At 65.6% G+C, this 22,873-nt stretch carries 25 protein-coding genes; 4 read left to right on the top strand and 21 right to left on the bottom strand.

Translation table 11 applies throughout. The annotated features are described in order from the left end of the window. Window positions 1-143: 143 nt before the first annotated feature. The 3 genes from dsbD (at window position 144) to VK98_RS01065 (ending at window position 3,794) form a co-directional block, all read left to right on the top strand. Window positions 144-1,940: a protein-disulfide reductase DsbD gene (gene dsbD / locus VK98_RS01075; protein WP_156187720.1), complete on the top strand. Its 1,797-nt coding sequence runs from the start codon at window positions 144-146 to the stop codon at window positions 1,938-1,940. 90 nt (window positions 1,941-2,030) lie between these two features. Next, entirely contained in the window at window positions 2,031-3,143 is a 1,113-nt protein-coding gene (locus VK98_RS01070) for an AI-2E family transporter (RefSeq protein ID WP_048412266.1), read from the top strand. 27 nt (window positions 3,144-3,170) lie between these two features. Next, window positions 3,171-3,794 (top strand): LysE family translocator, encoded by a 624-nt coding sequence (locus VK98_RS01065; RefSeq protein ID WP_048412265.1) that lies wholly within the window; start codon window positions 3,171-3,173, stop codon window positions 3,792-3,794. A 204-nt stretch (window positions 3,795-3,998) separates the two neighbouring features. Here the strand turns inward: VK98_RS01065 and VK98_RS01060 are convergent, their stop codons facing one another. From VK98_RS01060 to VK98_RS00960, 21 genes are all read right to left on the bottom strand, one after another. Beyond that, entirely contained in the window at window positions 3,999-4,334 is a 336-nt protein-coding gene (locus VK98_RS01060; protein WP_048412264.1) for a 2Fe-2S iron-sulfur cluster-binding protein, read from the bottom strand. 3 nt (window positions 4,335-4,337) lie between these two features. Then, window positions 4,338-5,531, bottom strand: coding sequence for a gephyrin-like molybdotransferase Glp (glp, locus tag VK98_RS01055; protein ID WP_048412263.1), 1,194 nt, complete (start codon window positions 5,529-5,531; stop codon window positions 4,338-4,340). Next, complete coding sequence (gene mobB / locus VK98_RS01050; protein WP_304413548.1) at window positions 5,518-6,039, bottom strand: molybdopterin-guanine dinucleotide biosynthesis protein B; 522 nt, start codon at window positions 6,037-6,039, stop codon at window positions 5,518-5,520. The genes glp and mobB overlap by 14 nt, the downstream gene beginning before the upstream one ends. A gap of 220 nt (window positions 6,040-6,259) precedes the next feature. Beyond that, window positions 6,260-6,472, bottom strand: a complete 213-nt coding sequence (locus VK98_RS01045) for a hypothetical protein (protein ID WP_048411263.1) — start codon at window positions 6,470-6,472, stop codon at window positions 6,260-6,262. Between the two features lie 57 nt (window positions 6,473-6,529). Next, window positions 6,530-7,021, bottom strand: a complete 492-nt coding sequence (locus VK98_RS01040) for a DNA-deoxyinosine glycosylase (RefSeq protein WP_048412262.1) — start codon at window positions 7,019-7,021, stop codon at window positions 6,530-6,532. Further along, the gene (gene rnhB / locus VK98_RS01035; RefSeq protein WP_048412261.1) at window positions 7,018-7,620 is read right to left on the bottom strand and encodes a ribonuclease HII; all 603 of its coding nucleotides are present in this window, start codon (window positions 7,618-7,620) and stop codon (window positions 7,018-7,020) included. The genes VK98_RS01040 and rnhB overlap by 4 nt, the downstream gene beginning before the upstream one ends. Next, complete coding sequence (lpxB, locus tag VK98_RS01030; RefSeq protein WP_048412260.1) at window positions 7,617-8,789, bottom strand: lipid-A-disaccharide synthase; 1,173 nt, start codon at window positions 8,787-8,789, stop codon at window positions 7,617-7,619. Before lpxB ends, rnhB begins: the two co-directional genes overlap by 4 nt. A 5-nt stretch (window positions 8,790-8,794) precedes the next feature. Then, window positions 8,795-9,571 (bottom strand): acyl-ACP--UDP-N-acetylglucosamine O-acyltransferase, encoded by a 777-nt coding sequence (gene lpxA, locus VK98_RS01025; RefSeq protein ID WP_048412332.1) that lies wholly within the window; start codon window positions 9,569-9,571, stop codon window positions 8,795-8,797. A gap of 2 nt (window positions 9,572-9,573) precedes the next feature. Further along, window positions 9,574-10,026 carry a 3-hydroxyacyl-ACP dehydratase FabZ gene (fabZ, locus tag VK98_RS01020; RefSeq protein WP_019100286.1) on the bottom strand — a complete coding sequence of 151 codons (453 nt, stop codon included), beginning with the start codon at window positions 10,024-10,026 and terminating at the stop codon, window positions 9,574-9,576. Further along, the gene (gene lpxD, locus VK98_RS01015; protein ID WP_048412259.1) at window positions 10,019-11,083 is read right to left on the bottom strand and encodes a UDP-3-O-(3-hydroxymyristoyl)glucosamine N-acyltransferase; all 1,065 of its coding nucleotides are present in this window, start codon (window positions 11,081-11,083) and stop codon (window positions 10,019-10,021) included. The genes fabZ and lpxD overlap by 8 nt, the downstream gene beginning before the upstream one ends. A 251-nt stretch (window positions 11,084-11,334) precedes the next feature. Continuing rightward, window positions 11,335-11,820, bottom strand: a complete 486-nt coding sequence (locus VK98_RS01010) for an OmpH family outer membrane protein (protein WP_048412258.1) — start codon at window positions 11,818-11,820, stop codon at window positions 11,335-11,337. Between the two features lie 18 nt (window positions 11,821-11,838). After that, window positions 11,839-14,127 (bottom strand): outer membrane protein assembly factor BamA, encoded by a 2,289-nt coding sequence (gene bamA / locus VK98_RS01005; protein WP_048412257.1) that lies wholly within the window; start codon window positions 14,125-14,127, stop codon window positions 11,839-11,841. 9 nt (window positions 14,128-14,136) lie between these two features. Further along, window positions 14,137-15,480, bottom strand: coding sequence for an RIP metalloprotease RseP (gene rseP, locus VK98_RS01000; RefSeq protein WP_048412256.1), 1,344 nt, complete (start codon window positions 15,478-15,480; stop codon window positions 14,137-14,139). Continuing rightward, window positions 15,474-16,658, bottom strand: a complete 1,185-nt coding sequence (gene ispC, locus VK98_RS00995; protein WP_048412255.1) for a 1-deoxy-D-xylulose-5-phosphate reductoisomerase — start codon at window positions 16,656-16,658, stop codon at window positions 15,474-15,476. Before ispC ends, rseP begins: the two co-directional genes overlap by 7 nt. Before the next feature lie 18 nt (window positions 16,659-16,676). Further along, window positions 16,677-17,483, bottom strand: a complete 807-nt coding sequence (locus VK98_RS00990; RefSeq protein ID WP_048412254.1) for a phosphatidate cytidylyltransferase — start codon at window positions 17,481-17,483, stop codon at window positions 16,677-16,679. A gap of 3 nt (window positions 17,484-17,486) precedes the next feature. Further along, window positions 17,487-18,176 carry a polyprenyl diphosphate synthase gene (uppS, locus tag VK98_RS00985; protein WP_231589187.1) on the bottom strand — a complete coding sequence of 230 codons (690 nt, stop codon included), beginning with the start codon at window positions 18,174-18,176 and terminating at the stop codon, window positions 17,487-17,489. A gap of 79 nt (window positions 18,177-18,255) precedes the next feature. Next, a complete protein-coding gene (frr, locus tag VK98_RS00980) occupies window positions 18,256-18,813 on the bottom strand; it encodes a ribosome recycling factor (protein ID WP_019104407.1) in 558 nt (185 codons plus the stop codon). 76 nt (window positions 18,814-18,889) lie between these two features. After that, a complete protein-coding gene (pyrH, locus tag VK98_RS00975) occupies window positions 18,890-19,609 on the bottom strand; it encodes a UMP kinase (protein ID WP_048412252.1) in 720 nt (239 codons plus the stop codon). Between the two features lie 92 nt (window positions 19,610-19,701). Next, complete coding sequence (gene tsf, locus VK98_RS00970; protein WP_048412251.1) at window positions 19,702-20,568, bottom strand: translation elongation factor Ts; 867 nt, start codon at window positions 20,566-20,568, stop codon at window positions 19,702-19,704. A 69-nt stretch (window positions 20,569-20,637) separates the two neighbouring features. Next, the gene (gene rpsB, locus VK98_RS00965) at window positions 20,638-21,366 is read right to left on the bottom strand and encodes a 30S ribosomal protein S2 (protein WP_048412250.1); all 729 of its coding nucleotides are present in this window, start codon (window positions 21,364-21,366) and stop codon (window positions 20,638-20,640) included. Window positions 21,367-21,511: 145 nt separating this feature from the next. Continuing rightward, complete coding sequence (locus tag VK98_RS00960) at window positions 21,512-21,703, bottom strand: hypothetical protein (RefSeq protein WP_082158708.1); 192 nt, start codon at window positions 21,701-21,703, stop codon at window positions 21,512-21,514. A gap of 116 nt (window positions 21,704-21,819) precedes the next feature. Between VK98_RS00960 and VK98_RS00955 the strand changes: the two genes are divergently transcribed. Continuing rightward, window positions 21,820-22,857: a nitronate monooxygenase family protein gene (locus VK98_RS00955; protein ID WP_048412249.1), complete on the top strand. Its 1,038-nt coding sequence runs from the start codon at window positions 21,820-21,822 to the stop codon at window positions 22,855-22,857. Window positions 22,858-22,873: the final 16 nt, after the last annotated feature.

Genomic DNA, 22,873 nt, shown 5'->3' with positions numbered 1-22,873 from the left:
TTTAATGCATATTGTTTTCGCATAGCAAGACGCGACGGCGACCAAACCCGTCGCCCTCCGCGCCCCGCCCGGCCGCCACGGAACCAATGCCAAGGCGCGCCGGTCATTCAAACGCTAAAGACCATAAACCATAGAGTCATCCCGTGCCAATCAACTTATCGCTACTCTCATCCCGGATCGTGGGCCTGCTCGCGGTCTCGCTGGCCTGCCTGGGCTTGAGCCTGCCCGCGCACGCCGTCAACCAGGACGATCTGCTGCCGGCCGAGCAAGCCTTCGCTGCCAAGGTGGAACGCGCCGGCGACCAGCTCAAGCTGACGCTGGACGTGGCCCCCGGCTACTACCTGTACCGCGACCGCACCCAGGTCAGCAGCCAGCCGGCCAATCTGGTGGGCGCGCCGCAGTTTCCGGCCGGCAAGGAAAAGAACGACCAGTACTTCGGCAAGCAGACCGTATTCATCGGCAAGAACGTGGTGACCGTGCCGCTGCAACCCAATGCGCCGGCCGAGTTCGAGCTGCAAGTGCGGCTGCAAGGCTGCGCCGACGCCGGCGTGTGCTACCCGCCCTACACCCACAAGCTCAAGGTGGGCGGCACGCCGGCCGCCGGCGGCAAGCTGGGAGAATGGCTGTCGGAGGCATCCCCGCAGGGAAAGTCCTCGGCCGGCAACAATGAGCTGGCAGCCCAGGGTTGGCTGACCACATTGGGCACCTTCTTGCTGGCGGGCATAGGCATGGCCTTCACCGCCTGCATGTATCCGCTGCTGCCCATCGTTTCCTCATTGATTGCCGGCCAGGGCGCCACCCTGACCCGCCGCCGCGGCTTCCTGCTGTCCTTCACCTATGTGCAGGGCCTGGCGCTGACTTACACCGTGGTCGGCGTCATCGCCGGCCTCACCGGCGCGCTGCTGACCGTGTGGCTGCAACAGCCGGCGGTGGTGCTGAGCGCCAGCGCGCTGATGGTGGTGTTCGCGCTGTCGATGTTCGATCTGTTCACCATCCAGCTGCCGTCGGCGCTGCAATCGCGGCTGGCCGACACCTCCAACCAGCTGTCCGGCGGCAAGTTCGCCACCGTGTTCGCCATGGGCGCGCTGTCGGCGCTGATCATCGGCCCCTGCGTCGCCCCGCCGCTGGCGCTGGCGCTGGGCTATATCGGCAGCACCGGCGACGCCGTGCTGGGCGGCGCGGCGCTGTACGCGATGGCGCTGGGCCTGGGCCTGCCGCTGATCCTGATCGGAACCTTCGGCGGCCACGTGCTGCCGCGCGCCGGCGGCTGGATGAAAACCGTCAAGGCCTGCTTCGGCGTGGTGATGCTGGGCCTGGCCATCTGGTTGGCCAGCCCCTTCCTGCCGGGCGCGCTGGTGATGCTGCTGTGGGCCCTGCTGCTGATAGGCAGCGCGGTGTCGCTGGGCGCGCTGGAAGCGCTGCCGGGCAAGGCCGGCGCGGCGCGGCGGCTGGGCAAGGCCGCCGGCGTGACGCTGCTGTTGATAGGCGCGGCGCAATTGGCCGGCCTGCTGGCCGGCGCGGACAACCCGCGCTATCCGCTGCGCTGGCTGGGCCAGGGCCAGGCGGAAGCCCGGGCCGAGGCCGTGTTCCAGCCAGCCGCCAGCAACGCCCAGCTGGACGCCTTGCTGGCCAAGGCCAAGGCCGAAGGCAAGCCGCTGCTGCTGGACTTCTACGCCGACTGGTGCGTGTCCTGCAAGGAGATGGAGGCGGAAACCTTCCCTGACCCGGCGGTCAGCCGCCAGATGCAGGGTTATCTGCTGGTCAAGGCCGACGTCACCGCCAACAACGCCGAGCACCAGGCGCTGCTCAAGCGCTTCGGCCTGTTCGGCCCGCCCGGCATCATCCTGTTCGACAAACTGGGACAGGAGGCGGACCGCGTGATCGGCTTCACCCCGGCGGAAGCCTTCGCCAAAACGCTGGCGGCGGCGAATCCGCAATAGCCGCAAGCGCCAATTGCATTCACGCCCATTGCATTGCAGAATCAGCGGGCCGATCGGAAGATCGGCCCGTTTTCATTTTCCGAGAGCCCCATGGCCATCAATAAAGCGTTCTCCAATGTCAGCATTCTGGCGGTGTTCCAGATCGCCATCATCGCCCTGCTGGTGGTCTCCTGCCTGCGCGTAATCCAACCCTTTCTCGGCGCCCTGACCTGGGCCTCCATCATCGCCATTTCCGCCTGGCCGCTGTACTGCCGGCTGCGGCTGAGGCTGGGCGACCGCCACAAGCTGGCCGCGCTGCTGATCGTGCTGGCCTTGGCCTTGGCGCTGGCCATCCCCATCGGCCTGATGGCGCTGACCCTGGCCGACACCCTGCCCCACCTGTCCGGCCTCACCCATGATCTGACCCAGCTGACGCTGCCCAATGCGCCGGCCTGGCTGGCCAATATCCCGGTGGTGGGCGAAAGCCTGCAAAAACTGTGGGGCAGCGTGCAAGCCGACCTGCCCGGCTTCTTCGAGAAAATCCGCCCGGCGGTGAACCAGGGCGCGTTGTGGCTGTTGTCCGGCGGCGCCAACCTCAGCCTGAGCCTGCTGGAAATCGTGCTGGCCATCATCGTGTCCGGCCTGCTGCTGATCAACGGCGACCGGCTGTGGGACACGGTGGAGCTGATCGTGATCAAGCTGGGCGGCGCGCCGGCCGGCGAGCTGCCGGACGTGATCGCCCGCACCATACGCAGCGTCACCACCGGCGTGGTGGGCACCGCGCTGGCGCAAACCATTCTGTGCGTGATCGGCCTCTTGATCGCAGGCGTGCCCGGCGCGCTGGTGCTGGGCTTCCTCTGCTTCATCGTCGCCGTCGCGCAGATGCCTACGCTGATCGTCTGGCTGCCGGCCGCCGCCTGGGTGTTTTACACCGGCCACACCGGCCTGGGCATTTTCCTGCTGGTCTGGGGCTTTTTGCTGATCAACACCATAGACAACATCCTGAAGCCCTTGCTGATCAGCCAGGGCGCGCAAATGCCGCTGTCGCTGATCTTCCTGGGCGTGATCGGCGGCCTGATCGCCTGGGGGGTGATAGGCCTGTTCATCGGCCCCACCCTGTTGGCGGTGGCGCTGACCATGCTGCGCCACTGGCTGCGCCCGGAGTGTCCGGAGCCCAAGGCCGGCGCGGCCGGGACAGGCTGCGAAGAACAGGCAGCGGAATAAAAACCAGACCTCAGGAGAGACCTTCCCATGACTTTCGCCACCCTGCTCGCCTTCGCCTTCATCATGTCAGTGGGCATTCTCACCCCGGGGCCGACGGTGTTGCTCGCGCTGAGCAACGGCTCCCGCTTCGGTCTGCGCTACGCGCTGTACGGCATGCTGGGCGCGGTGCTGGCCGACCTGTTGCTGGTGCTGCTGGTGGGCCTGGGTTTCGGCGCGCTGCTGGCGGCGTCCGAAACCCTGTTTCTGATCGTCAAATGGCTGGGGGTGGCGTTTCTCGCCTATGTCGGCCTGCAGATGTTGCGTTCCAAAGGCGGGCTGGTCTCGATGCACGACGCCGCGCGGCAGCCCTCGCGCTGGTCCGCCGTCGCCAAGAGCTTTTCCGTGGCCATGGGCAACCCCAAGTATTATTTCTTCATGTCCGCGCTGCTGCCGCAGTTCGTCGCGCCGGCCGAGGCCCAGCTGCCCCAGTACCTGGCGCTGGCGGCCGTGATCGTGGCGCTAGACGTGCTGGCGATGAGCGCTTACGCGCTGCTGGGGGCGAAATCGCTGCAGCTGTGGCGGGAAAACGGCGTCAAGTGGCTGAACCGCGTCAGCGGCGGCGCCTTGCTGGCCTTGGCGGGGTCGATCGCGCTGTACCGCAGGGGCTCTTGAGCGCCTAAGAGCCTGTTCAAAGTCTGCTGCGCTTCAGCGGGATGGATAGAAAGGGGCGTTGAAAACAAGCTCAAAATGCTCATGTACCACGAGTACATTCCGCTTTTTCGCTTGTTTTCGCCTTGTCTCGCCCTTGCTCGCGAGACTTTGAACAGGCTCCAAGGCAATAAGGCAAGGGCCCGTTCGGGCCCTTGTTGTTGACGCTCAAAACGCTGGACACTCCACTTCCCAGTCTTCCTCGCTCAAGTGCAGATGGCAGGCCAGCCGCCAAGGTCGCGCCTCGGTCCAGCATTCGCTGGCGGCCTGAGCGGCGTCGATGGCGCCGGCGCGCAGCAGCACATTGCGCTCCTTGCGGCTGGGCCGCTGCTCCGCCGCCGGCGTCGCCAGCCTCACCTTGCAGGTGCCGCAGGTGCCCTGGCCGCAACGCCAGTGCAAGGGCACGTCCGCCAGCCGCGCCAGGTCCAGCAGATTGTCGCCGGCCGCCGCCTGCTGTTCGCCGAGCAGCGCGCCGTTTTCATCGACGAAGCGGATGGTGGGCACGGCTCACTGCACCAGCGGCAGATAGGCCAGCAGGTCGCCGCGCGCCACGGTCTGGCCCGGCTCCAGCCGCACCAGGCCGTCGGCCCAGGCGCAGGACATCAGCACGCCGGAGCCTTGCTGCGGGTACAGTTCCAGCTGCCAGCGGCCGTCGACGCACACGCGCCGCACGCGGATGAATTCGCTGCGACGCGCATCCGGCCGAGTCCAGTCGAAGGCCGCCGGATACGGGCCTTCCGGCGCCAGCGCCGACACCGGCAGGCCGGCGCGCCGCTCCAGAAAGGCGCGCGCCAGCACCTGGAAGGTGACGAAGCCGGACACCGGGTTGCCCGGCAGGCCGATGAAGTCCGCCTGCCCCACCTTGCCGTAGGCCAGCGGCTTGCCCGGCTTGATCGCCAGCTTCCACAGGTCCAGCGAGCCCTCGGCCTCCACCGCGGCCTTGACGTGGTCTTCCTCGCCCACCGACACCCCGCCGCAGGTCATGATCACGTCGGCGGCGTCGGCGGCGTCGCGCAGCGCCTCGCGGGTGGCGCCCAGGGAGTCGCGGACGATGCCCAGATCGATCACCTCGCAGCCCAGGCGCATCAGCGCCGGCGCCAGCCAGTAGCGGTTGGAGTTGTAGATCTGGCCGGCGGCCAGCGGCCGGCCCGGCTCCACCAGTTCGTCGCCGGTGAAGAACACCGCCACCCGCAGCGGACGGCGCACCGTCAGCGTTTCCACGCCGATGGACGCGGCCAGGCCGATGTCGGCCGGGTTCAGCACCTTGCCGGCCGGCAGGATTTCCTGGCCAACGCGGATGTCTTCGCCGCGGCGGCGGATGTTCTGGCCGGCGCTGGCCGGCTGGCTGAAGCTGACCGTGCCGTCGGCCCCGGTTTCCGCCTGTTCCTGCATGATGACGGCGTCGGCGCCGGGTGGAATGGGCGCGCCGGTGAAGATGCGCGCCGCGCTGCCCGCGGCCAGCGCCTGCGGCACGCTGCCGGCCGGCACCCGCTGCGACACCGGCATCGCCGCGGACTGGTCGGCGGCGCGCAAGGCGTAGCCGTCCATCGCGCTGTTGTCGTGCGGCGGCACGTCCAAGGTGGCCAGCACGGGCTCGGCCAGCACGCGGCCGGCGGCGGCCAGCAGTTCGACTTGTTCGGTGGCGGCCAGCGGCTGGGCGCGTTGCAGCAGCCAGTCGCGGGCTTGTTCAAAGCTCAGCATGGGGCAGGTCCAATCGTGAAATCAGGAAGGCGGCGACGGCGTCGACGTCGTCGCGGTGAAACCAGGGGATGTCCAGCGTTTGCGGCAGATCGCCGACCACGGCCAGCACCTGCGGGTCGTCCGGGTGCAAGGCCGGCGCCGCCAAGGCGCTGTTGACCACTTCTATCTTGGGAATGGCTTCATGCTTGAAGCCTTCGGCCAGCGCCAGGTCGCAGGGGCCCAGCATGGCCAGATGGGCGGACAACGGCAGCTCGTTGCTGTCCGCCAGTTCCTCCACCAGCATGCGCCGGCGGGCCGAGGCCAGCAGCACTTGCGCCGCGCCGGCCTGACGATGGCGCCAGCTGTCCTTGCCCGGCGTGTCCCAGTCCACATCGTGGTGGGTGTGTTTGACCACGGCGACGCGCAGGCCGCGCGCCGTCAGCCGGGGAATCAGTTTTTCCAGCAAGGTGGTCTTGCCGCTGCCGGAATAGCCGGCGAAACCCAATACGCGCATGGCGCCGGCCCCCATAAAGATTCAGGCGGCCATGATAGCATGGCCGCCTGCGGGCTTGACTCCTACCAAAGAGCTAGCCGCCTAGAGCGTGTTTACGATCCTGCGAGCTAGAGCGAGACAAGGCGAAAACAGCGGAGAAAGCGGAGCGCACATACAGTACGTGAGCATTTCTAAGTTGTTTTCAACGCCCCTGTTTAATGGCCCCGCCGACACGCAGCAGATCGTAAACCGGCTCTTAGGCCGCGTGAGCGAGCTTGCCGGCCTGCTCCGGCGTCTCGAAGCGTTTCCAGTCGACGATCATCACCTGGGTCAGACCGCAGTCCACCGCCAGCTGCGCCTCGATTTCCTCCAGCACCTGATGGCAATGGATCACGCCGTTGATCACCACTTCGGCCCGGCGCATCACGCTGTCGTCCGGCGTGACAAACCATATGCAGTAATGGCCCATAATCGCTTCCCCCAGGTGGTTTCACAGTGAGCGCGGACGTTTTTTCGCCGCAGTCATCTACAAATATCGTCCCAGTTGCCGCCAAACTTCAAGTTTTCTGTCAAACGCCAGGGTATGCGCCGGGCTGGAAGACGGCAAGGCCAGAATGTCCAGCCCCAGTCCGTCCAGCTGTCCGGCCGCGCGCGCGGCGGTGGCGCCGTTGAAGGCGACTGCGCGCAGCCGCGGCAGGCTTTGCGCCAGTTCGCGCAGATCGTTGGCCTGCTGATCGCGGATGTCGGCGTCCAGGCTGCCGCGCCGCCGCGCGCTGGCGATCACGTCCCACAGCGCCACGCCGGCTTGTTGCAGCGCTTCCAGGCGCTCGGCGTAGGCCAGCTCGGCCAGCGGCCGGCCGGTGATCGCCTGCAGCAGCGGCCAGAATTGATTGCGGGGGTGGGCGTAGTACTGGCCGGCCTGCAAGGAGGCGTCGCCGGGCAAAGAGCCCAGCACCAGCACCCGGGCGTCCGGCCGCGCCACCGGCGGAAAGCAGGATTTGGCGGCCGCGCCGCTCAAAACAGCTGTCCCTGCTGACGCGCCAGCCAGGCCTTGACCGGGCCGAAGCTCTTGCGGTGGGCCGGCAAGGCGCCGTGCAGCTCCAGCGCGGCCAGGTGTTCGGCGGTGGGATAGCCCTTGTGGCGGGCGAAGCCGTATTGCGGATGCAGGGCGTCCAGCGCCACCAGCTCGGCGTCGCGCGCGGTCTTGGCCAGGATGGAGGCGGCGGAAATGGCCGCCACCTTGGCGTCGCCCTTGACGATGGCTTCGCCCGGCACCGGCAGCCCCTTGGGCACGCGGTTGCCGTCGATCAGCGCGCGCGTCGCCTGCGGCTGCAGGCCTTGCACCGCGCGCGTCATCGCCAGCATGGTGGCGTGCAGGATATTGAGCTTGTCGATTTCCTCGACGCTGGCGCTGGCGATGCACCAGGCCAGCGCGTCGCGCTTGATCAGCAGCGCCAGCTCGTCGCGGCGGGCCTCGCTCAGCACCTTGGAATCGGCCAGGCCGGCGATGGGCCGCGCCGGGTCCAGAATCACCGCGGCGGCGAACACCGCGCCGGCCAGCGGACCGCGGCCGGCTTCGTCGACGCCGGCGATCCGCTCCGGATCAAGCCCGCTCATTGCCGCCCCGCCACTTGCAGCACCGCGTCCGCCGCCAGCGCGGCGGTGTCCTGGCGCAAGGACTGATGCAGCTCGGTGAAGGTTTGCACCATCTCCCGCCGCGCGTCCTGATCCTCGTACAGCCTTTGCATCTCCGCCGCCAGCTTGGCCGGCGTGGCCTGCTTCTGCAGCAGCTCCGGCACCACGAAACGGCCGCACAGGATGTTGGGCAGGCCGACGTAAGGCAGCCGGATCTTGCGCTTGACCAGGCGGTAGCTCAAGGCGGACAGCTTGTAGCTGATCACCATGGGCTTCTTGGTCAGCGCCACCTCCAGCGTGGCGGTGCCGCTGGTGACCAGCACCGCGTCGCTGGCGATCATCGCCATCTGCGCGTGGCCGAACAGCTTGCGCAAAGGCAGATCCCAGCCCTTGTGGCGGCTCAGCATGCGGTCGAACAGCTCCATGGTGGGACGGGTGGCCAGCGGCACCAGGAACTGGGCGTCGGGATAGGTTTTCAGCAGCAGCTTGGCGGCTTCGATGTACAGCGGCGCCATGTGCTCCAGCTCGCCCACGCGGCTGCCCGGCATCAGGGTGAATATCGGCGCGCGCTGCGGCAGCCCCAGTTGTTCGCGCATCGCCTCCTGGTCCGGCCGCAGCGGGATCTCGCTGGCCAGCGGGTGGCCAACATAGGTGACCGGCACCCCGGCCTGACGATACAAGGCCGGCTCCATCGGAAACAGGCACAGCATGTGGCTGACGCTGCGGCCTATCTTCTGCACCCGCTCCGGCCGCCAGGCCCAGACCGAGGGGCTGACGTAGTGCACGGTGGGAATGCCGGCGCGCTTGAGCGCGGCCTCCAGGTCCAGGTTGAAGTCCGGCGCGTCGATGCCGATGAAAACGTCCGGCTTTTCCGCGATCAGGCGGTCGCGCAGGGTGCGACGGATGCGCAGCAGCTCCGGCAGACGCTTGAGCACCTCGGCGTAGCCCATCACCGCCAGCCGGCTTTGCGGCGCGTGGCTGACGAAGCCCCTGGCCTCCATCCGCGGGCCGCCGATGCCGGCGAACTCGATGTCGGGATGGCGCGCCAGCAGCGCGTCCATCAGGTGGGCGGCAAGAAGGTCGCCAGAGGCTTCCCCAGCCACCATGGCGACCTTCAGTGCCCGCTTGCTTTTAAACAAAGTGTCGGGCATGGATCTCAGCGAATGATGCCTCTGGCGGACTGGCCAAAGAAGCGGGTGAACGGAGCCAGTTCATCGTGGCCGGCGGCGGCCTCCTCCAGAATGGCGGCCTTGGCGTCTTCAAACGACAGGCCCTGGCGGTACAGCGTCTTGTAGGCGCCCCGCACCCGGCGGATCTGCTCGGCGCTGAAGCCGCGGCGCTTCATGCCTTCGGCGTTGATGCCGGAGGGCACCGCGCGGTTGCCGTGCGCCATCACGAACGGCGGCACGTCCTGGGCCACGGCGCTGGCGAAGGCGGTCATCGCATGCTCGCCGATGATGGCGAACTGGTGCACGCTGGTGAAGCCGCCCAGAATCACCCAGTCGCCCAGCTGCACATGACCGGCCAGGGTGGCGTTGTTGGCCAGGATCACGTTATTGCCCACCTGGCAGTCGTGCGCGACGTGCACATAGGCCATCACCCAGTTGTCGTTGCCGACTCGGGTCACGCCCACGTCCTGGGCGGTGCCGGTGTTGAAGGTGCAGAATTCGCGAATGGTGTTGTTGTCGCCGATTTCCAGTCGGGTCGGCTCGCCGGCGTACTTCTTGTCCTGCGGCTGGGCGCCCAGCGAGCAGAACTGGAAGATGCGGTTGTTCTTGCCGATGGAGGTATGGCCTTCGATCACCACGTGCGGGCCAACCCAGCTGCCGCTGCCGATGCTGACGTTGGGGCCGATGATGGAGTATGGACCGATCTCGACGTCGTCGGCGATCTGGGCCTTGGGGTCGACGATGGCGGTTGGATGGATGGCCATGATCACACCTCGCGCTTGGCGCACATGATTTCGGCTTCGCAAGCCAGTTGGCCGTCCACCAGCGCGCGGGCGGAATACTTGCCGATGCCGCGCTTGCTGGTGATCAGTTCCACTTCGAAGGTCAGCTGGTCGCCCGGCACCACCTGGCGCTTGAAGCGGGCGTTGTCGATGCCGACGAAGAAATACAGCTCGTTCTCGGCGCGCTCGCCCTGGCTGCGGATGGCCAGGATGCCGGCGGCCTGAGCCATCGCCTCGATGATCAGCACGCCCGGCATCACCGGGTATTGCTCGAAGTGGCCGACGAAGAACGGTTCGTTGATGGTGACGTTCTTCAGCGCCTTGATGCGCTTGTTTTCCTCGAATTCGGTGACACGGTCCACCAGCAGGAAAGGATAGCGATGCGGCAGATAGCGCATGATCTCGCGGACATCGATGGTGACGGCGTGTTCAGACATTGGGGGATTCCTCCTGATTCTTCATTTCTTTGAGCTCGCGCTCGAGCTGCTTGAGCCGCTTGGCCATATCGTCCAGATGACGGACGTGCACGGCGTTGGCCAGCCACTCTTTCATCGGTTGCAAGGGGTAAGACGAGGCGTAGGTGCCCGGCGTCTTGATCGACTTCGACACCAGGGTGCCGCCGCCGATATGGGTTTTGTCCGCTATTTCAATGTGGCCGACGAACATCGCCGCGCCGCCCACCGTGCAATAGGCGCCGATCTTGGCGCTGCCGGCGATGCCGACGCAGCCGGCGATGGCGGAATGCTCGCCGATCTGCACGTTGTGGGCGATCTGCACCAGATTGTCCACTTTGGCGCCCTTCCGGATCACGGTGTCCGCCATCGCGCCGCGGTCCACCGTGGTGTTGGCGCCGATTTCCACATCGTCCTCGATGATGACGCGGCCGGTTTGCGGAATTTTGAACCAGTGGTCCTTATCCCAGGCCAGGCCGAAGCCGTCGGCGCCGATCACGCTGCCGGAGTGCACGCCGACGCGGTTACCCAACACGCAGCCGTGGTAAAGGGTCACATTGGGATACAGCACCACGTCGTCGCCCAACACGCAGTCGTCGCCCACCACCACGCCCGGCAGCAGCCGGCAGCGCTCGCCGATGACCGCGTTGCGGCCGATGCTGACGTGCTCGCGCACTTCGGCGCTGGCCGCCACCCGCGCGCCCTCGCCCAGCACCGCGCTGGGGTGCACGCCGCCCTGCGCCTGCGGCTGCGGATGGAACAGCGCCGCCAGGCGGGCGAAATAGAGATAGGGATCGGCGGCGACAATCCAGGAGCGCTGGCCCCAGGCTTCGCCGCCTGCCAGTTCTTCCGCCATCTTGGGCGAAACGATTACCGCGCTGGCCTCGCTGTCGTCCAGCTGCTTGCGGTACTTGGGATTGGCCAGAAAGGCGATGTCGCCGACCGCGGCCGCTTCCAGCGGCGCCAGGCGGTCAACCGTCAGGTCCGGGCCGGCCAGTTCGCCGCCCAGCCTGCCGATAATGAATGAGAGGGTATAAGCCATCAAAAACGAAAGCCGACCTGGGGTCGGCTTGCTCCCGTAATGTGAGTTGGCGCGTCGCTAGCAGCGCGCGCATCCAGGGCGGCCGCCCAAAAGCTGTTTGCGATCCGCCGCGCGCCGCGGAGCATGGCGCGGCGGGCGCGCGTTCGAAACGCCCGTGCTCCGCATGGGCATTCCGCTTTCTCCGCCGCCGCGCCTGGCCTCGCTCCGGCCCGCGGGAGCGCAAACACGCTCCCAGCCGCCCCGCCCTGCCGTCAGCGGTCCAGTTCCTTCAGAACCTTGGGCGTCAGGTCGTACTTGGGGTTCACATACACCACGTCTTGCAGGATCAGGTCGTACTGCTCGCGCTCCGCCAGCTGCTTGAGCGCGCGGTTGGCCCGCTCCTGCACCGAGGCGAACTCCTCGTTGCGGCGCTGATTGAAGTCCTCGGACAGCTCGCGGCCCTTGGCCCGGTAATCCCGGTCCAGCGCCGCGTACTCGCGCTCGTAGCGCTTGCGGTCGTCAGAGTTCAGGCTGCTCTTGGCCAGCTGGGACTCCAGCTCCTTGGCGCGCGCTTCCATCTTCTTCAGCTCGTTGCGCCGCTCGGAGAACTCCTTGTCCAGGCGCTTCTGGATGGCGATCGCCGGCGCCGCCTCGCGGTAGATGCGCTCAGTGTTGACATAGCCCATTTTCAGCTCGGCCGCCTGGGCCGAGATGGCGGCTGCCGACAAAATAGCGGCCGCCCACAGCAATGCTTTCATATAACAACCCCGTCAATTTTAGAACACGGTACCCAGCTGGAATTGGAAGCGCTGGACTTTGTCGTTGTCCTTCTTCTTCAGCGGATTGGCGATACTGAATTTCATCGGACCGATCGGAGACAGCCAGGTCAGCGCCACGCCCGCGGAATAACGCACGCCGTCGCCGGCGGAGCTGCCCGGCACCGACGGATCCCACAGGGAACCGGCGTCGAAGAACAGGCTGGTGCGCACCGACTTATTGTCCTTCATTCCCGGGAAAGGGAACAGCACTTCGGCGTTGGCCACCGCCTTGCGGGTGCCGCCCAGGTAGTCGCCGTTGGTGTCGCGCGGGCCGATACTGCTGGTGTCGTAACCGCGCACCGAGCCCAGGCCACCCAGGTAGAAGTTCTGGAAGAACGGCAGGCGCGAGGTCTTGCCGTAACCGTCGGCGTAGCCCAGCTCGCCGTTCAGCATCAGCGTGAAGGTCTTGGTCAGCGGGAAGAACCAGGTCTGCTGGTGGGTCAGGCGGTAGTACTGCAGATCGCCGCCCGGCAGGCCGGCGTCCGCGCCCACCTTGATCACCGCGCCGCGAGTCGGCCACAGCGCGCTGTCGCGGGTGTCACGGCCCCAGCTGATGGTGCCCAGCAGCGTGTTGTTGTTGCTGCCGTACTGGTTGACGAAGTCCTTGTAGCGCTGCGGACTGTTGTCGTAGGTGCTGATCTTGGTGTTTTCCGCGCCGATGCTGAAGTTGATGCGGTCGTACTCGGTCACCGGCACGCCGAAACGCACCGCGCCGCCTATGGTGCTGGTCTTGTACGCGGAAATATTGGTCGCGTCCGGGTTGTAGACGCGGTTGTACAAGTCATAGCCCAGGCTGACGCCGTCCGGCGTGAAGTAGGGGTCGGTGAAGGACAGCGACAGGTTCTTGTTGACCTTGCCGGTGGACAGACCCAGCGACATGTACTTGCCGGAACCGAAGATATTGCTCTGCGACAGGTTGGCGGACAGCTGCACGCCCTCGCCCTGCACGAAGCCGATGCCGGCGGACACGCTGCCGGTGGAGCGCTCCTTCAGGCTGATGTTCATGTCCACCTGGTCGGCGGCGTCCGGCACCGCCGGGGTTTCGATGTTGACGTCTTCGAAATAGCCCAGCAGTTCCACGCGCTCCTTGCTGCGCTTGATCTTGTCCGCGCCGTAGGGCGCGCCTTCCAGCTGGCGCAGTTCGCGGCGGATCACTTCGTCGCGGGTCTTGGTGTTGCCGGCGATGTTGACGCGGCGCACATAGGTCTTGCGGCCCGGGTCCACGAAGAAGGTGAAGGCCACGGTCTGCTTGTCGTGATCGATGTCGGGCAACACGTTGACGTTGGCGAAGGCGTAGCCGGCCTGGCCCAGGCGATCGCTCAACGATTTCACCGACTCGGTGATGCGCTCGTTGTTGAAGGTGTCCCCGGCCTTGGCCTGGATCAGCTTGCGCAGATCCGCTTCCGGCACTTTGAGATCGCCGGCCAGCTTGATGTCGGAGATGGTGAACTTCTTGCCTTCGTGAATATTCACCGTCAGGAACATGTCCTGCTTGTCGGCGCTGATCGACACCTGGGTGGAGTCGATATTGAATTCCAGATAGCCCTGGTTCTGGTAGAAGGCCTTGAGCTTTTCCAGATCGCCGGTCAGCTTCTGCTTGGAGTACTGGTCGTCCTTGGTCACCCAGGACAGCCAGCCGCCGGTGGTCAGGCTGAACTGGTCTATCAGATCGGACTGCTTGAAGGCGCTGGCGCCGACGATGCGGATTTCCTTGATGCGCGCGGTCACGCCCTCGTTGATGTCCAGCGTCACCGCCACGCGGTTGCGTTCCAGCTTGGTCACCGACGGGGTCACTTCCACCGAGTACTTGCCGCGGCTGTAGTACTGGCGCTTGAGCTCCTGCACCGCGCCGTCCAGCAGCGCCTGATCGAAGATCAGCGATTCGGCGAAGCCGTTGTCCTTCAGCGCCTTTTTCAGCTGGTCCTTGCTGAATTCCTTGGCGCCGTTGATATTGAGCTGGCTGACCACCGGGCGCTCGGCCACGGCGACGATCACCACGCTGTCGCGCGATTCGATGCGCACATCGTTGAAGAAGCCGGTGGCGAACAAGGCCTTGATCGCCTCGTTGGCCTTCTGGTCGTTGAAGGTGTCGCCCACCTTGACCGGCAGGTAATTGAACACGGTGCCCGGCTCGGTGCGCTGCAGGCCCTCGACGCGGATATCCTTGATGACGAACGGATCAACAGCCCAGGCCATGGAGGCCGAAGTCAAGCCCAATACGGCTGCTGCAAGCAATTTCAATTTCATAGATCGGTTTTAACCCCCAAATAGGCGGCTGAAATCATTCAGCAAGGCAAACGCCATCAAAGACGCCAGCAAGATGAAGCCAATTTTTTGTCCGAACAATTGCGCCCGCTCACTGACGGGGCGACCTCTGATCAACTCCGCGACATAATACATTAAGTGCCCGCCATCCAGAACTGGAATCGGCAGCAGATTCAGCACGCCGATGCTGATGCTGATCAGCGCAAGGAACTCCAGATAAGGCGTCAGACCCTCGCGCGCGGTCTGACCGGCGACATTGGCGATGGTCAGCGGGCCGGAAAGATTATCCAGCGAAGCCTGGCCCATCAGCATGCGGCCCATGAACTTGACGCTCATCCAGCCGGTGTCCCAGGTCTTGGCCAAGGCGGCCAGACCGGCCTGCGCGGTCGAATAATGCTCGGTGTACAACAGCTGGCGTCCCCAGCCGGCGTCCGGCTGCGGCGCGGCGCCGATGCGCCCCACCACTTCGCCGTCCTGCTGATGCGCCTGCGGCCGCACCTTGATGCTCATGAATTCCGCGCCGCGCTGGATTTTCACGTCCAGGTCCCGGCCCGGGCTGTTGCGCACCTCGGCCACCCAGCCTTCCCAACTCGCCAGCGGCTTGCCGTTGAGCGCCAGCAGCTTGTCGCCCGGCTTCAGGCCGGCGCTTTGCGCGGCGCCGCCCTCTTCCAGCGCGCCTATCTCCGGCAGGAAGCGCCCCGGCGTCAGGCCGGTGCTGCCCTGTTGCATCGCGGTCACCGCCTTGTCGCCGAAGCGGGCCGGGTCGATGCGGCGTTCAGCGCGGACGCCGGCCGCGGTCTCCACCTGCACCACGGTGGCGTCCGGCGACATCGCCGCCTCCACCAGGGCGAGACGGATTTGCTGCCAGTTGGCCACCGGGCGGCCGGCCACGCTCAGTATCCGGTCGCCGGGGGCGAAGCCGGCCGCGGCGGCCGGGGTCTGCGCCACCACGGTGCCGACCAGGGGCTTGATCTGGGTCACGCCCTGCGCCATCACCACCCAGTACAGCAGCACCGCCAGCAGAAGATTGGCCAGCGGGCCGGCGGCGACGATGGCGATGCGCTTCAGCACATGCTGATTGTTGAAGGCTTGCGGGCGCTGCTCTTCCGGCACCGGGCCCTCGCGCTCGTCCAGCATGCGCACGTAGCCGCCCAGCGGAATCGGGCAGATCACCCACTCGGTGCCCTTGCGCCAATACGTCCACAGCGGCTTGCCGAAGCCGATGGAGAAGCGCAGCACCTTGACCCCGCACAAGCGGGCCACCCAATAGTGTCCCAGTTCGTGAAAGGTCACCAGCACGCCGATGGCGACCAGGAAGGCGAGCAGGGTCAGCATGCGGCCACCTGTTGCAGCGCGAAGGCGCGCGCTTCCTCATCCTTGGCCAGCAAGGCCTCGACCGAGTCGCTGCCCGCCAGGCTGACGCCGTCCAGCGCCGCGGACACCACCGCGGGAATGTCGATGAAACGCAGGCGACCATTCAGGAAGGCGTCCACCGCCACCTCGTTGGCGGCGTTCAGCACCGCCGGCGCGTCGCCGCCCAGGCGCAGCACGTCGAAAGCCAGCTTCAGACAGGGGAAGCGCTCCAGATCGGGCGCTTCGAAGGTCAGATTGGACAAGGAGAAGAAGTCCAGCGAGCCCACGCCGGCCTCGATGCGCTCCGGCCAGGCCAGCGCGCAGGCGATGGGCGTGCGCATGTCCGGCGAACCCAGCTGGGCCATCACCGAGCCGTCGCGATACTGCACCATGGAATGGATCACGCTTTGCGGGTGCACCACCACTTCGATGCGCTCCGGCGGCGCGGAAAACAGCCAGTGCGCCTCGATCACTTCCAGGCCCTTGTTCATCAGCGAGGCGGAATCGACGGAAATCTTGCGCCCCATCACCCAGTTGGGATGCCGGCAGGCGTCGTCCGGGGTGACGCGCAGCAAGTCCTCGGCCGAGGACTGGCGGAAGGGGCCGCCGGAAGCGGTGAGGATGATCTTGCGGATACCGGCGGCGTCCAGATTGCCGGCGTAGTCGTGCGGCAGCGATTGGAAGATGGCGCTGTGCTCGCTGTCCACCGGCAGCAGGGTCGCGCCGTGACGGCGCGCCGTATCCATGAACAGGCGGCCGGCCACCACCAGGGATTCCTTGTTGGCCAGCAGGATGCGCTTGCCGGCGCGCGCCGCCGCCATCGCGGACGGCAGGCCGGCGGCGCCGACGATGGCGGCCATCACCACCTCGGCCTCAGGCAGCGCAGCCACCTGAACCAGCGCGGCCGGGCCGTGCAGCACCTCGGCGTCCACGCCGGCCTCGGCCAAGCGTCCGCGCAAGGCGTCGGCGGACGCGGCGTCGCCGGTCACCACATAGGCCGGACGGAATTGCAGCGCCTGTTGGAACAGGCGATCCACCTGGCGGTTGCCGCTCAGCGCCACCACCCGGTAACGCTCCGGATGGCGCGCCACCACGTCCAGCGTATTGACGCCCACGCTGCCGGTGGCGCCGAGAACGACAATCCCTTGCGGTTTCGTCATTGAATAGAGTTCCTGCGGTTACATGCCGCCCAGAGCGCGCAGCGCGTTGCTGACGGCGAGGACGGCGATAAGACTGTCGATACGGTCATACACGCCGCCGTGACCGGGCAGCAGCCGGCTGCTGTCCTTGATGCCCGACGCGCGCTTGAACCAGGATTCCAGCAGGTCGCCCATCACGCTGACCGCGCTCAGCGGCAGCGCCAGCAGCAGCAAGGCCCAGATCGGCAGGCCGATGTCTATCCAGCCCAGATGATCCACCAGCGCCACGTACAGGGCCACGCAGATCACGCCGCCGTACACCCCTTCCCAACTCTTGCCCGGGCTGATGGACGGCGCCAGCTTGCGCCGGCCGAAGGCCTTGCCGGAGAAATAGGCGGCGATGTCCGCCACCCACACCAGGCCCATCACCGCCAGCAAGGCGAAGGCGTCCGCCTCGCCGGGCTGCGGCCGCCATTCCAGGAAGGCGAACCAGGCCGGCAGCATCAACAGCCAGCCCAGCAGCCAGGCCGCCAGCCCCTGGCGGATGCGCCAGCGCTTGGCCAGCCAGCACGGCACCAGCAACAGCCAGAAGGCCAAGGTCAGCGCGTGCTCCGCCGGGCCCAGCCGGTAATGGCTGAACCAGGCGGCCACGGCCAAGGCGCTGCTCGCGGCCAGGTACAGCCATTTGCCGGCGCCGGCCATGCCGGCCATGCGGCTGAACTCCCACAAGGCCAGCAGAATGATCAGCCAGGAAAAGCAGGCCCAGGCCTCGGCCGGAAACAGGAACAAGGCCGCCAGCATCAGCGGCAACAGCACCAAGGCCGTCAGAACGCGTGTCAGCAGCATGGCTCAGCGCCCGTCCCGGCGCAGATGCTCGGGCAGTTGTTCGCTGGTGCGCCCAAAGCGGCGCTCGCGGCACTGGTAGGAGCCGATGGCGGTTTCCAGCGCGGCGCGGTCGAAGTCCGGCCACAGCGTTTCGGTGAAATACAGCTCGGAATAAGCCAACTGCCACAGCAGGAAGTTGCTGATGCGCTGCTCGCCGCCGGTGCGAATGAACAAATCCGGCTCCGGCGCCCACGGCATCGACAGGCGCTGGCTCAGCGCCTCTTCGTCGATATGGGTGACGCCCTCGGCGATCAGGCCGTTGACCGCGCTGAGGATGTCCCAGCGGCCGCCGTAGTCGGCGGCGATGTTCAAGGCCAGGCCGTCGTTGCCGGCGGTCTTTTCCTCGGCGCGCAGAATGCGCTCCTGCAAATCCGCGCTGAAACGCTCGCGCGAACCCAATACCCGCAGGCGGATATTATTGCTGTGCAGCTTGCTCACCTCGTGCTCCAGCGCGCGGATGAACAGGTCCATCAGGAAGGACACCTCCTCCTGCGGACGCCGCCAGTTCTCGGTGGAGAAGGCGAACAGGGTCAGGCATTCGACCCCCAGCTCCTTGCAGGCTCCGACGATCTCGCGCACGGTGTCCAGGCCGCGCTTGTGGCCGGCCACCCGTGGCAGAAAACGCTTTTTGGCCCAGCGGCCGTTGCCATCCATGATGATGGCGATATGCCGCGGCACGGAACGCACCTCCGGCACATCCTTGGTAGAGCTTGCAAACAAGGTACGGCGCTCCTTAGACGGCCATCAGGTCGGCTTCCTTGGCGGCCAGGGCCTTGTCGATTTCGACGGTGTACTTGTCGGTCAGCTTCTGGATCTCATCCTGGCCGCGACGCTCGTCGTCCTCGGTAATGGCCTTGTCTTTAAGCAGGTTCTTGAATTCGTTGTTGGCGTCGCGGCGGATATTGCGCACGGCCACGCGCGCGCCCTCGGCCTCGCCGCGCACGACCTTGATCAGATCCTTGCGGCGCTCTTCGGTCAGCATCGGCATCGGCACGCGGATGATCTCGCCCATGGAGGCCGGATTCAGGCCTAGGTCGGAGTCGCGGATCGCTTTTTCGATCTTGGCCAGCATCGGCTTTTCCCAGGGTTGCACGCCAATGGTGCGCGCGTCCACCAGGGTCACGTTGGCCACCTGGCTGATGGGCACGTCGCTGCCATAGTAGTCCACCATGACATGATCAAGAATGCCGGTATGGGCGCGACCGGTGCGCACTTTGCTCAGGTCGGTCTTAAACGCTTCCAGCGACTTCTGCATTTTCTGCTCGGCCGATTTCTTGATGTCGTTAATCATGTCCACTCCAAATCGAAACTTAAAAAGACAAGGCGAAAACGGCCATTGCCGCTTTCGCCTTCAGCAATTTTCAAACTCAGCAGTGTACCAGCGTGCCTTCGTCTTCGCCAAGCACGACCCGGGTCAGCGCGCCGCTCTTGAAGATGCTGAACACCTTGATGTTCAGGTTCTGGTCGCGGCACAGCGCGAAGGCGGTGGCGTCCATCACTTTCAGGTTGCGCGAGATCGCCTCGTCGAAGGTCAGGGTCTGGTAACGTATCGCGTCCGGGTTCTTTTTCGGATCGTCGGTGTACACGCCGTCCACCTTGGTGGCTTTCAGCATGATGTCCACGTTCATTTCCATTCCGCGCAGCGCCGCGGCGGTGTCCGTGGTGAAGAAGGGGTTGCCGGTGCCGGCGGCGAAGATCACCACCTTGCCCTCTTCCAGGTATTGCATCGCCTTGCCGCGCACATAGGGCTCGGCGATCTGCTGCATGGTCAGCGCCGACTGCACCCGCGCGATCAACCCAGCCTTGGTCATCGCGTCCTTCAGCGCCAGCGCGTTCATCACCGTGGCCATCATGCCCATGTAGTCCGCGGTGGCGCGATCCATGCCCGCGGCCGCCGGCGCGACGCCGCGGAAGATGTTGCCGCCGCCGATCACCACGCCCACTTCCACGCCAAGCTCCACAACTTCCTTGATCTGACCGACGATCTGCTCGATCGTGGCACGGTTGATGCCATAGCTGTCATCGCCCATCAGGGCCTCGCCGGAAAGTTTCAGCAGGATGCGTTTATAGGCAGGAACTTGGCTCATGGTAACCTCGGTTTGGCTGGATATTCGGTTTTCAGTTTGCAAAACGGCACCCTGCAGGCAGGGTGCCGTCAATACGTCTCGCGACTGGGCGCTTACAGCTTGGCGGCTGCAGCCACTTCAGCGGCGTAGTCTACTACTTTCTTCTCAATGCCTTCGCCCACTACGAACATGGCGAACGCCTTGACCGAGGCTTTCTTCTCGGCCAACAGTTTTTCCACGGTCTGGTCCGGGTTCTTGACGAAGGGTTGGCCCATCAGGGTCACTTCGGCCAGGAATTTGTTGACGCGGCCTTCAACCATCTTGGCGACGATGTCGGCCGGCTTGCCGGATTCGGCGGCCTGAGCGGTGTAGATCTTGCGCTCTTGTTCCAGGATGTCGGCGGAAACCTGATCCTTGGACACGCAGATCGGCTTGGAAGCGGCGATGTGCATGGCCACGTCCTTGCCCACTTGCTCTTCGCCGACGAAGTCGACGATCACGCCGATCTTGGCGCCGTGCAGGTAGGTGGCGATCGCGCCTTCGGTCTGGTTGCGAACGAAACGACGGATGGTCATGTTCTCGCCCAGCTTGGCGATGGCGGCCTTGCGGATGTCTTCAACGGACTGGCCGTCGATTTCCACGGCGGACAGGGCTTCCACGTCGGCCGGGTTGGCTACGACCACAGCCTTGGCGGCGGCGGCGGCCAGGGCCAGGAAGGTCGGGTCCTTGGCAACGAAGTCGGTTTCGCAGTTGACTTCCACCAGGGCGCCAACGCCGCCTTCAACGAAGGAACCGATGATGCCTTCGGCAGCCACGCGGCCGGCCATCTTGGAAGCCTTGTTGCCGGACTTGATGCGCAGAATTTCTTCAGCCTTGGCGGCGTCGCCTTCGGCTTCCACCAGGGCTTTTTTGCATTCCATCATGCCGAGGCCGGTGGCCGCGCGCAGATCCGAAACCATTTTTGCGGTAATGTCCGCCATACTTCGTACTCCTGAATGATTTTGATTACGTGGGTCTAAAAAAAGGGGCTTACGCCCCTTTTCGTCTGCTTACTCGGCTTGAGCCGATTCAGCAGCCACGATCTCGTGCAGAGACTGGGCGCGACCTTCCAGCACCGCGTCGGCCATGCCGCGAGCGTACAGGCGGATGGCGCGGCTGGAGTCGTCGTTGCCCGGGATCACGTAATCGATGCCGTCCGGGGTGTTGTTGGTGTCAACAACGCCGATAACCGGGATACCCAGTTTCTTGGCTTCGACGATAGTGCCCTTCTGGTAACCAGTGTCGATAACGAAGATGGCGTCCGGCAGGCCCTTCATATCCTTGATGCCGCCCAGCGAACGCTCCAGCTTGTCGACTTCGCGTTGCAGGTCCAGCAGTTCTTTCTTGTTGTAACCGGTGTCGCCAGCGGATTCCAGGATGGCGCGCTTCTCTTCAAGACGCTTGATCGACTGCTTCACGGTCTTGTAGTTGGTCAGCATGCCGCCCAGCCAGCGGTGGTCAACAAACGGCATGCCGCAACGGGCAGCTTCTTCACGTACGATCTCACGAGCCTGACGCTTGGTGCCCACGAACATGATGGAACCTTTGTTGGCGGCCAGACGACGCACATATTCCTGGGCTTCCACGAACAGCGGCAGAGTCTTTTCCAGGTTGATGATGTGAATCTTGTTGCGGCTGCCGAAGATGTACTTGGCCATCTTCGGGTTCCAGAAGCGGGTTTGGTGGCCGAAGTGAACGCCGGCCTCAAGCATTTGACGCATGGTAACGTTGGTGGACATGCAAAAACTCCTTAAAGGGTTAAGCCTCCATCCGCGCAGACAACCTCGAAACGAGGCACCCTTTGGCGCGGATGTGCGTAATAGATGATTTTCCCCCGCCAGGATGGCAAGGGACGCGGGATTCTAACACCGGACGACGGAGCGCTCAAGCCTCGTCGCGCGCCTCGCGGGCTTTTTCACGCTGGCGGCGCAGTTTGCGCCGCGTCATCCGCGCCACAAAAAAGGTGGGCAACACGCCCAGGAAGAACAGCGTGGACAGCGAGGCCAGCACGCTGTGCTGCGTCACGGCCAGCATCAGCACCACGTAGAGCCAGCCCAGCAACACGATCATCAGCATATTTAAACAATCGTTTGAATTTTCCGGCAAAGCCGACAACAATGACAGCGCCGGGCTCGAAACCCATTCCGCCCGCCGCCATCGACAGACCCACATTGTAAAGCGAGCCCAGCCCCATGCAAACCGCCATCACCCGCCTGCTCGGCATTCAGCGCCCGCTGATCTGCCCCGGCATGAGCTATATCGCCACCCCGGAACTGGTGGCCGCCGTCGGCAACGCCGGCGGCCTGGGCATTCTCGCCACCGGCCCGCTGACGCCGGAGCAGACGCGGCAGGCCATCCGCCGCGTGCGCGAATTGAGCGACCGCCCCTTCGGCGTCGGCTGCACGCTGATGATGCCGGGCGCCAAGGAAAACGCCGCGGTCGCGCTGGAGGAGCGCGTGCCGGTGATCAACTTCTCGCTGGGCAAGGGCGACTGGCTGATCGAGCGCGCCCACGCCTACGGCGGCAAAGTGGTCGCCACCGTGGTGACCGAGAAACACGCGCGCTCGGCGCAGGCGTCCGGCGCCGACGCCCTGCTGGTCACCGGCCACGAGGCCGCCGCCCACGGCGGCGCCGTCACCTCGCTGACGCTGATCCCGGCCATCCGCCAGGCCAGCGCCCTGCCCATCATCGCCGCCGGCGGCTTCGCCGACGGTCAGGGCCTGATCGCCGCGCTGGCGCTGGGCGCCGACGCGGTGGCCATGGGCACGCGGCTGGCGATGACCCGGGAAAGCCCGGTGCACCAGCGCACCAAGGAAATGATCCGCCAGCGCGGCGTGGCCGACACCCTGTACTCCAAGAATTTCGACGGCCTGTGGTGCCGAGTGATGGACAGCCCCGCCGCACGCCAGGCCACGCGCAAGCCGCTGGGCCTGCTCGCCGCCGCCTGGCGCGCCAGCGCCGTCGCGCGCAAGCTGGGCATGCCCATCGCCAAAGTGGTGCTGGGCGGCCTGCTGAGCCAGCCGCAGGCGCTGCGCCAGCTGGCGCAGTTCGGCGCCGCCACCGAATCCATCCGCCTGGCAATAGAGGACGGCGACCACGACAAGGGCGTGCAGCTGATCGGCCAGGCCCAGGGCCTGATCGACGACGTGCCCGGCGTGGCCGAACTGTTCGAGCGCATCCTGGCCGAGGCGGACGCCTGTCGGCAAAGACTCGCCGCGCTAGACCACTGACCAATAAAAAAACCGC

It is taken from the genome of Chromobacterium sp. LK11 (assembly GCF_001043705.1).
Taxonomy (GTDB): domain Bacteria; phylum Pseudomonadota; class Gammaproteobacteria; order Burkholderiales; family Chromobacteriaceae; genus Chromobacterium; species Chromobacterium alkanivorans.
This window is presented reverse-complemented; position numbering and strand designations above follow the sequence as displayed.

Coding starts and splice junctions, on each gene's coding strand:
- frr (WP_019104407.1), bottom strand. CDS start 18,813: ATGATTAACGACATCAAGAAATCGGCCGAGCAGAAAATGCAGAAGTCG.
- glp (WP_048412263.1), bottom strand. CDS start 5,531: ATGCTGAGCTTTGAACAAGCCCGCGACTGGCTGCTGCAACGCGCCCAG.
- VK98_RS01010 (WP_048412258.1), bottom strand. CDS start 11,820: ATGAAAGCATTGCTGTGGGCGGCCGCTATTTTGTCGGCAGCCGCCATC.
- lpxA (WP_048412332.1), bottom strand. CDS start 9,571: ATGGCCATCCATCCAACCGCCATCGTCGACCCCAAGGCCCAGATCGCC.
- uppS (WP_231589187.1), bottom strand. CDS start 18,176: ATGGATGGCAACGGCCGCTGGGCCAAAAAGCGTTTTCTGCCACGGGTG.
- VK98_RS01045 (WP_048411263.1), bottom strand. CDS start 6,472: ATGGGCCATTACTGCATATGGTTTGTCACGCCGGACGACAGCGTGATG.
- lpxB (WP_048412260.1), bottom strand. CDS start 8,789: ATGCCCGACACTTTGTTTAAAAGCAAGCGGGCACTGAAGGTCGCCATG.
- pyrH (WP_048412252.1), bottom strand. CDS start 19,609: ATGAGCCAAGTTCCTGCCTATAAACGCATCCTGCTGAAACTTTCCGGC.
- VK98_RS00990 (WP_048412254.1), bottom strand. CDS start 17,483: ATGCTGCTGACACGCGTTCTGACGGCCTTGGTGCTGTTGCCGCTGATG.
- rseP (WP_048412256.1), bottom strand. CDS start 15,480: ATGCTGACCCTGCTCGCCTTCCTGGTCGCCATCGGCGTGCTGGTGACC.
- VK98_RS01070 (WP_048412266.1), top strand. CDS start 2,031: ATGGCCATCAATAAAGCGTTCTCCAATGTCAGCATTCTGGCGGTGTTC.
- tsf (WP_048412251.1), bottom strand. CDS start 20,568: ATGGCGGACATTACCGCAAAAATGGTTTCGGATCTGCGCGCGGCCACC.
- rpsB (WP_048412250.1), bottom strand. CDS start 21,366: ATGTCCACCAACGTTACCATGCGTCAAATGCTTGAGGCCGGCGTTCAC.
- VK98_RS01065 (WP_048412265.1), top strand. CDS start 3,171: ATGACTTTCGCCACCCTGCTCGCCTTCGCCTTCATCATGTCAGTGGGC.
- VK98_RS00955 (WP_048412249.1), top strand. CDS start 21,820: ATGCAAACCGCCATCACCCGCCTGCTCGGCATTCAGCGCCCGCTGATC.
- bamA (WP_048412257.1), bottom strand. CDS start 14,127: ATGAAATTGAAATTGCTTGCAGCAGCCGTATTGGGCTTGACTTCGGCC.
- lpxD (WP_048412259.1), bottom strand. CDS start 11,083: ATGGCTTATACCCTCTCATTCATTATCGGCAGGCTGGGCGGCGAACTG.
- ispC (WP_048412255.1), bottom strand. CDS start 16,658: ATGACGAAACCGCAAGGGATTGTCGTTCTCGGCGCCACCGGCAGCGTG.
- rnhB (WP_048412261.1), bottom strand. CDS start 7,620: ATGAGCGGGCTTGATCCGGAGCGGATCGCCGGCGTCGACGAAGCCGGC.
- mobB (WP_304413548.1), bottom strand. CDS start 6,039: ATGGGGGCCGGCGCCATGCGCGTATTGGGTTTCGCCGGCTATTCCGGC.
- fabZ (WP_019100286.1), bottom strand. CDS start 10,026: ATGTCTGAACACGCCGTCACCATCGATGTCCGCGAGATCATGCGCTAT.
- VK98_RS00960 (WP_082158708.1), bottom strand. CDS start 21,703: ATGCTGATGATCGTGTTGCTGGGCTGGCTCTACGTGGTGCTGATGCTG.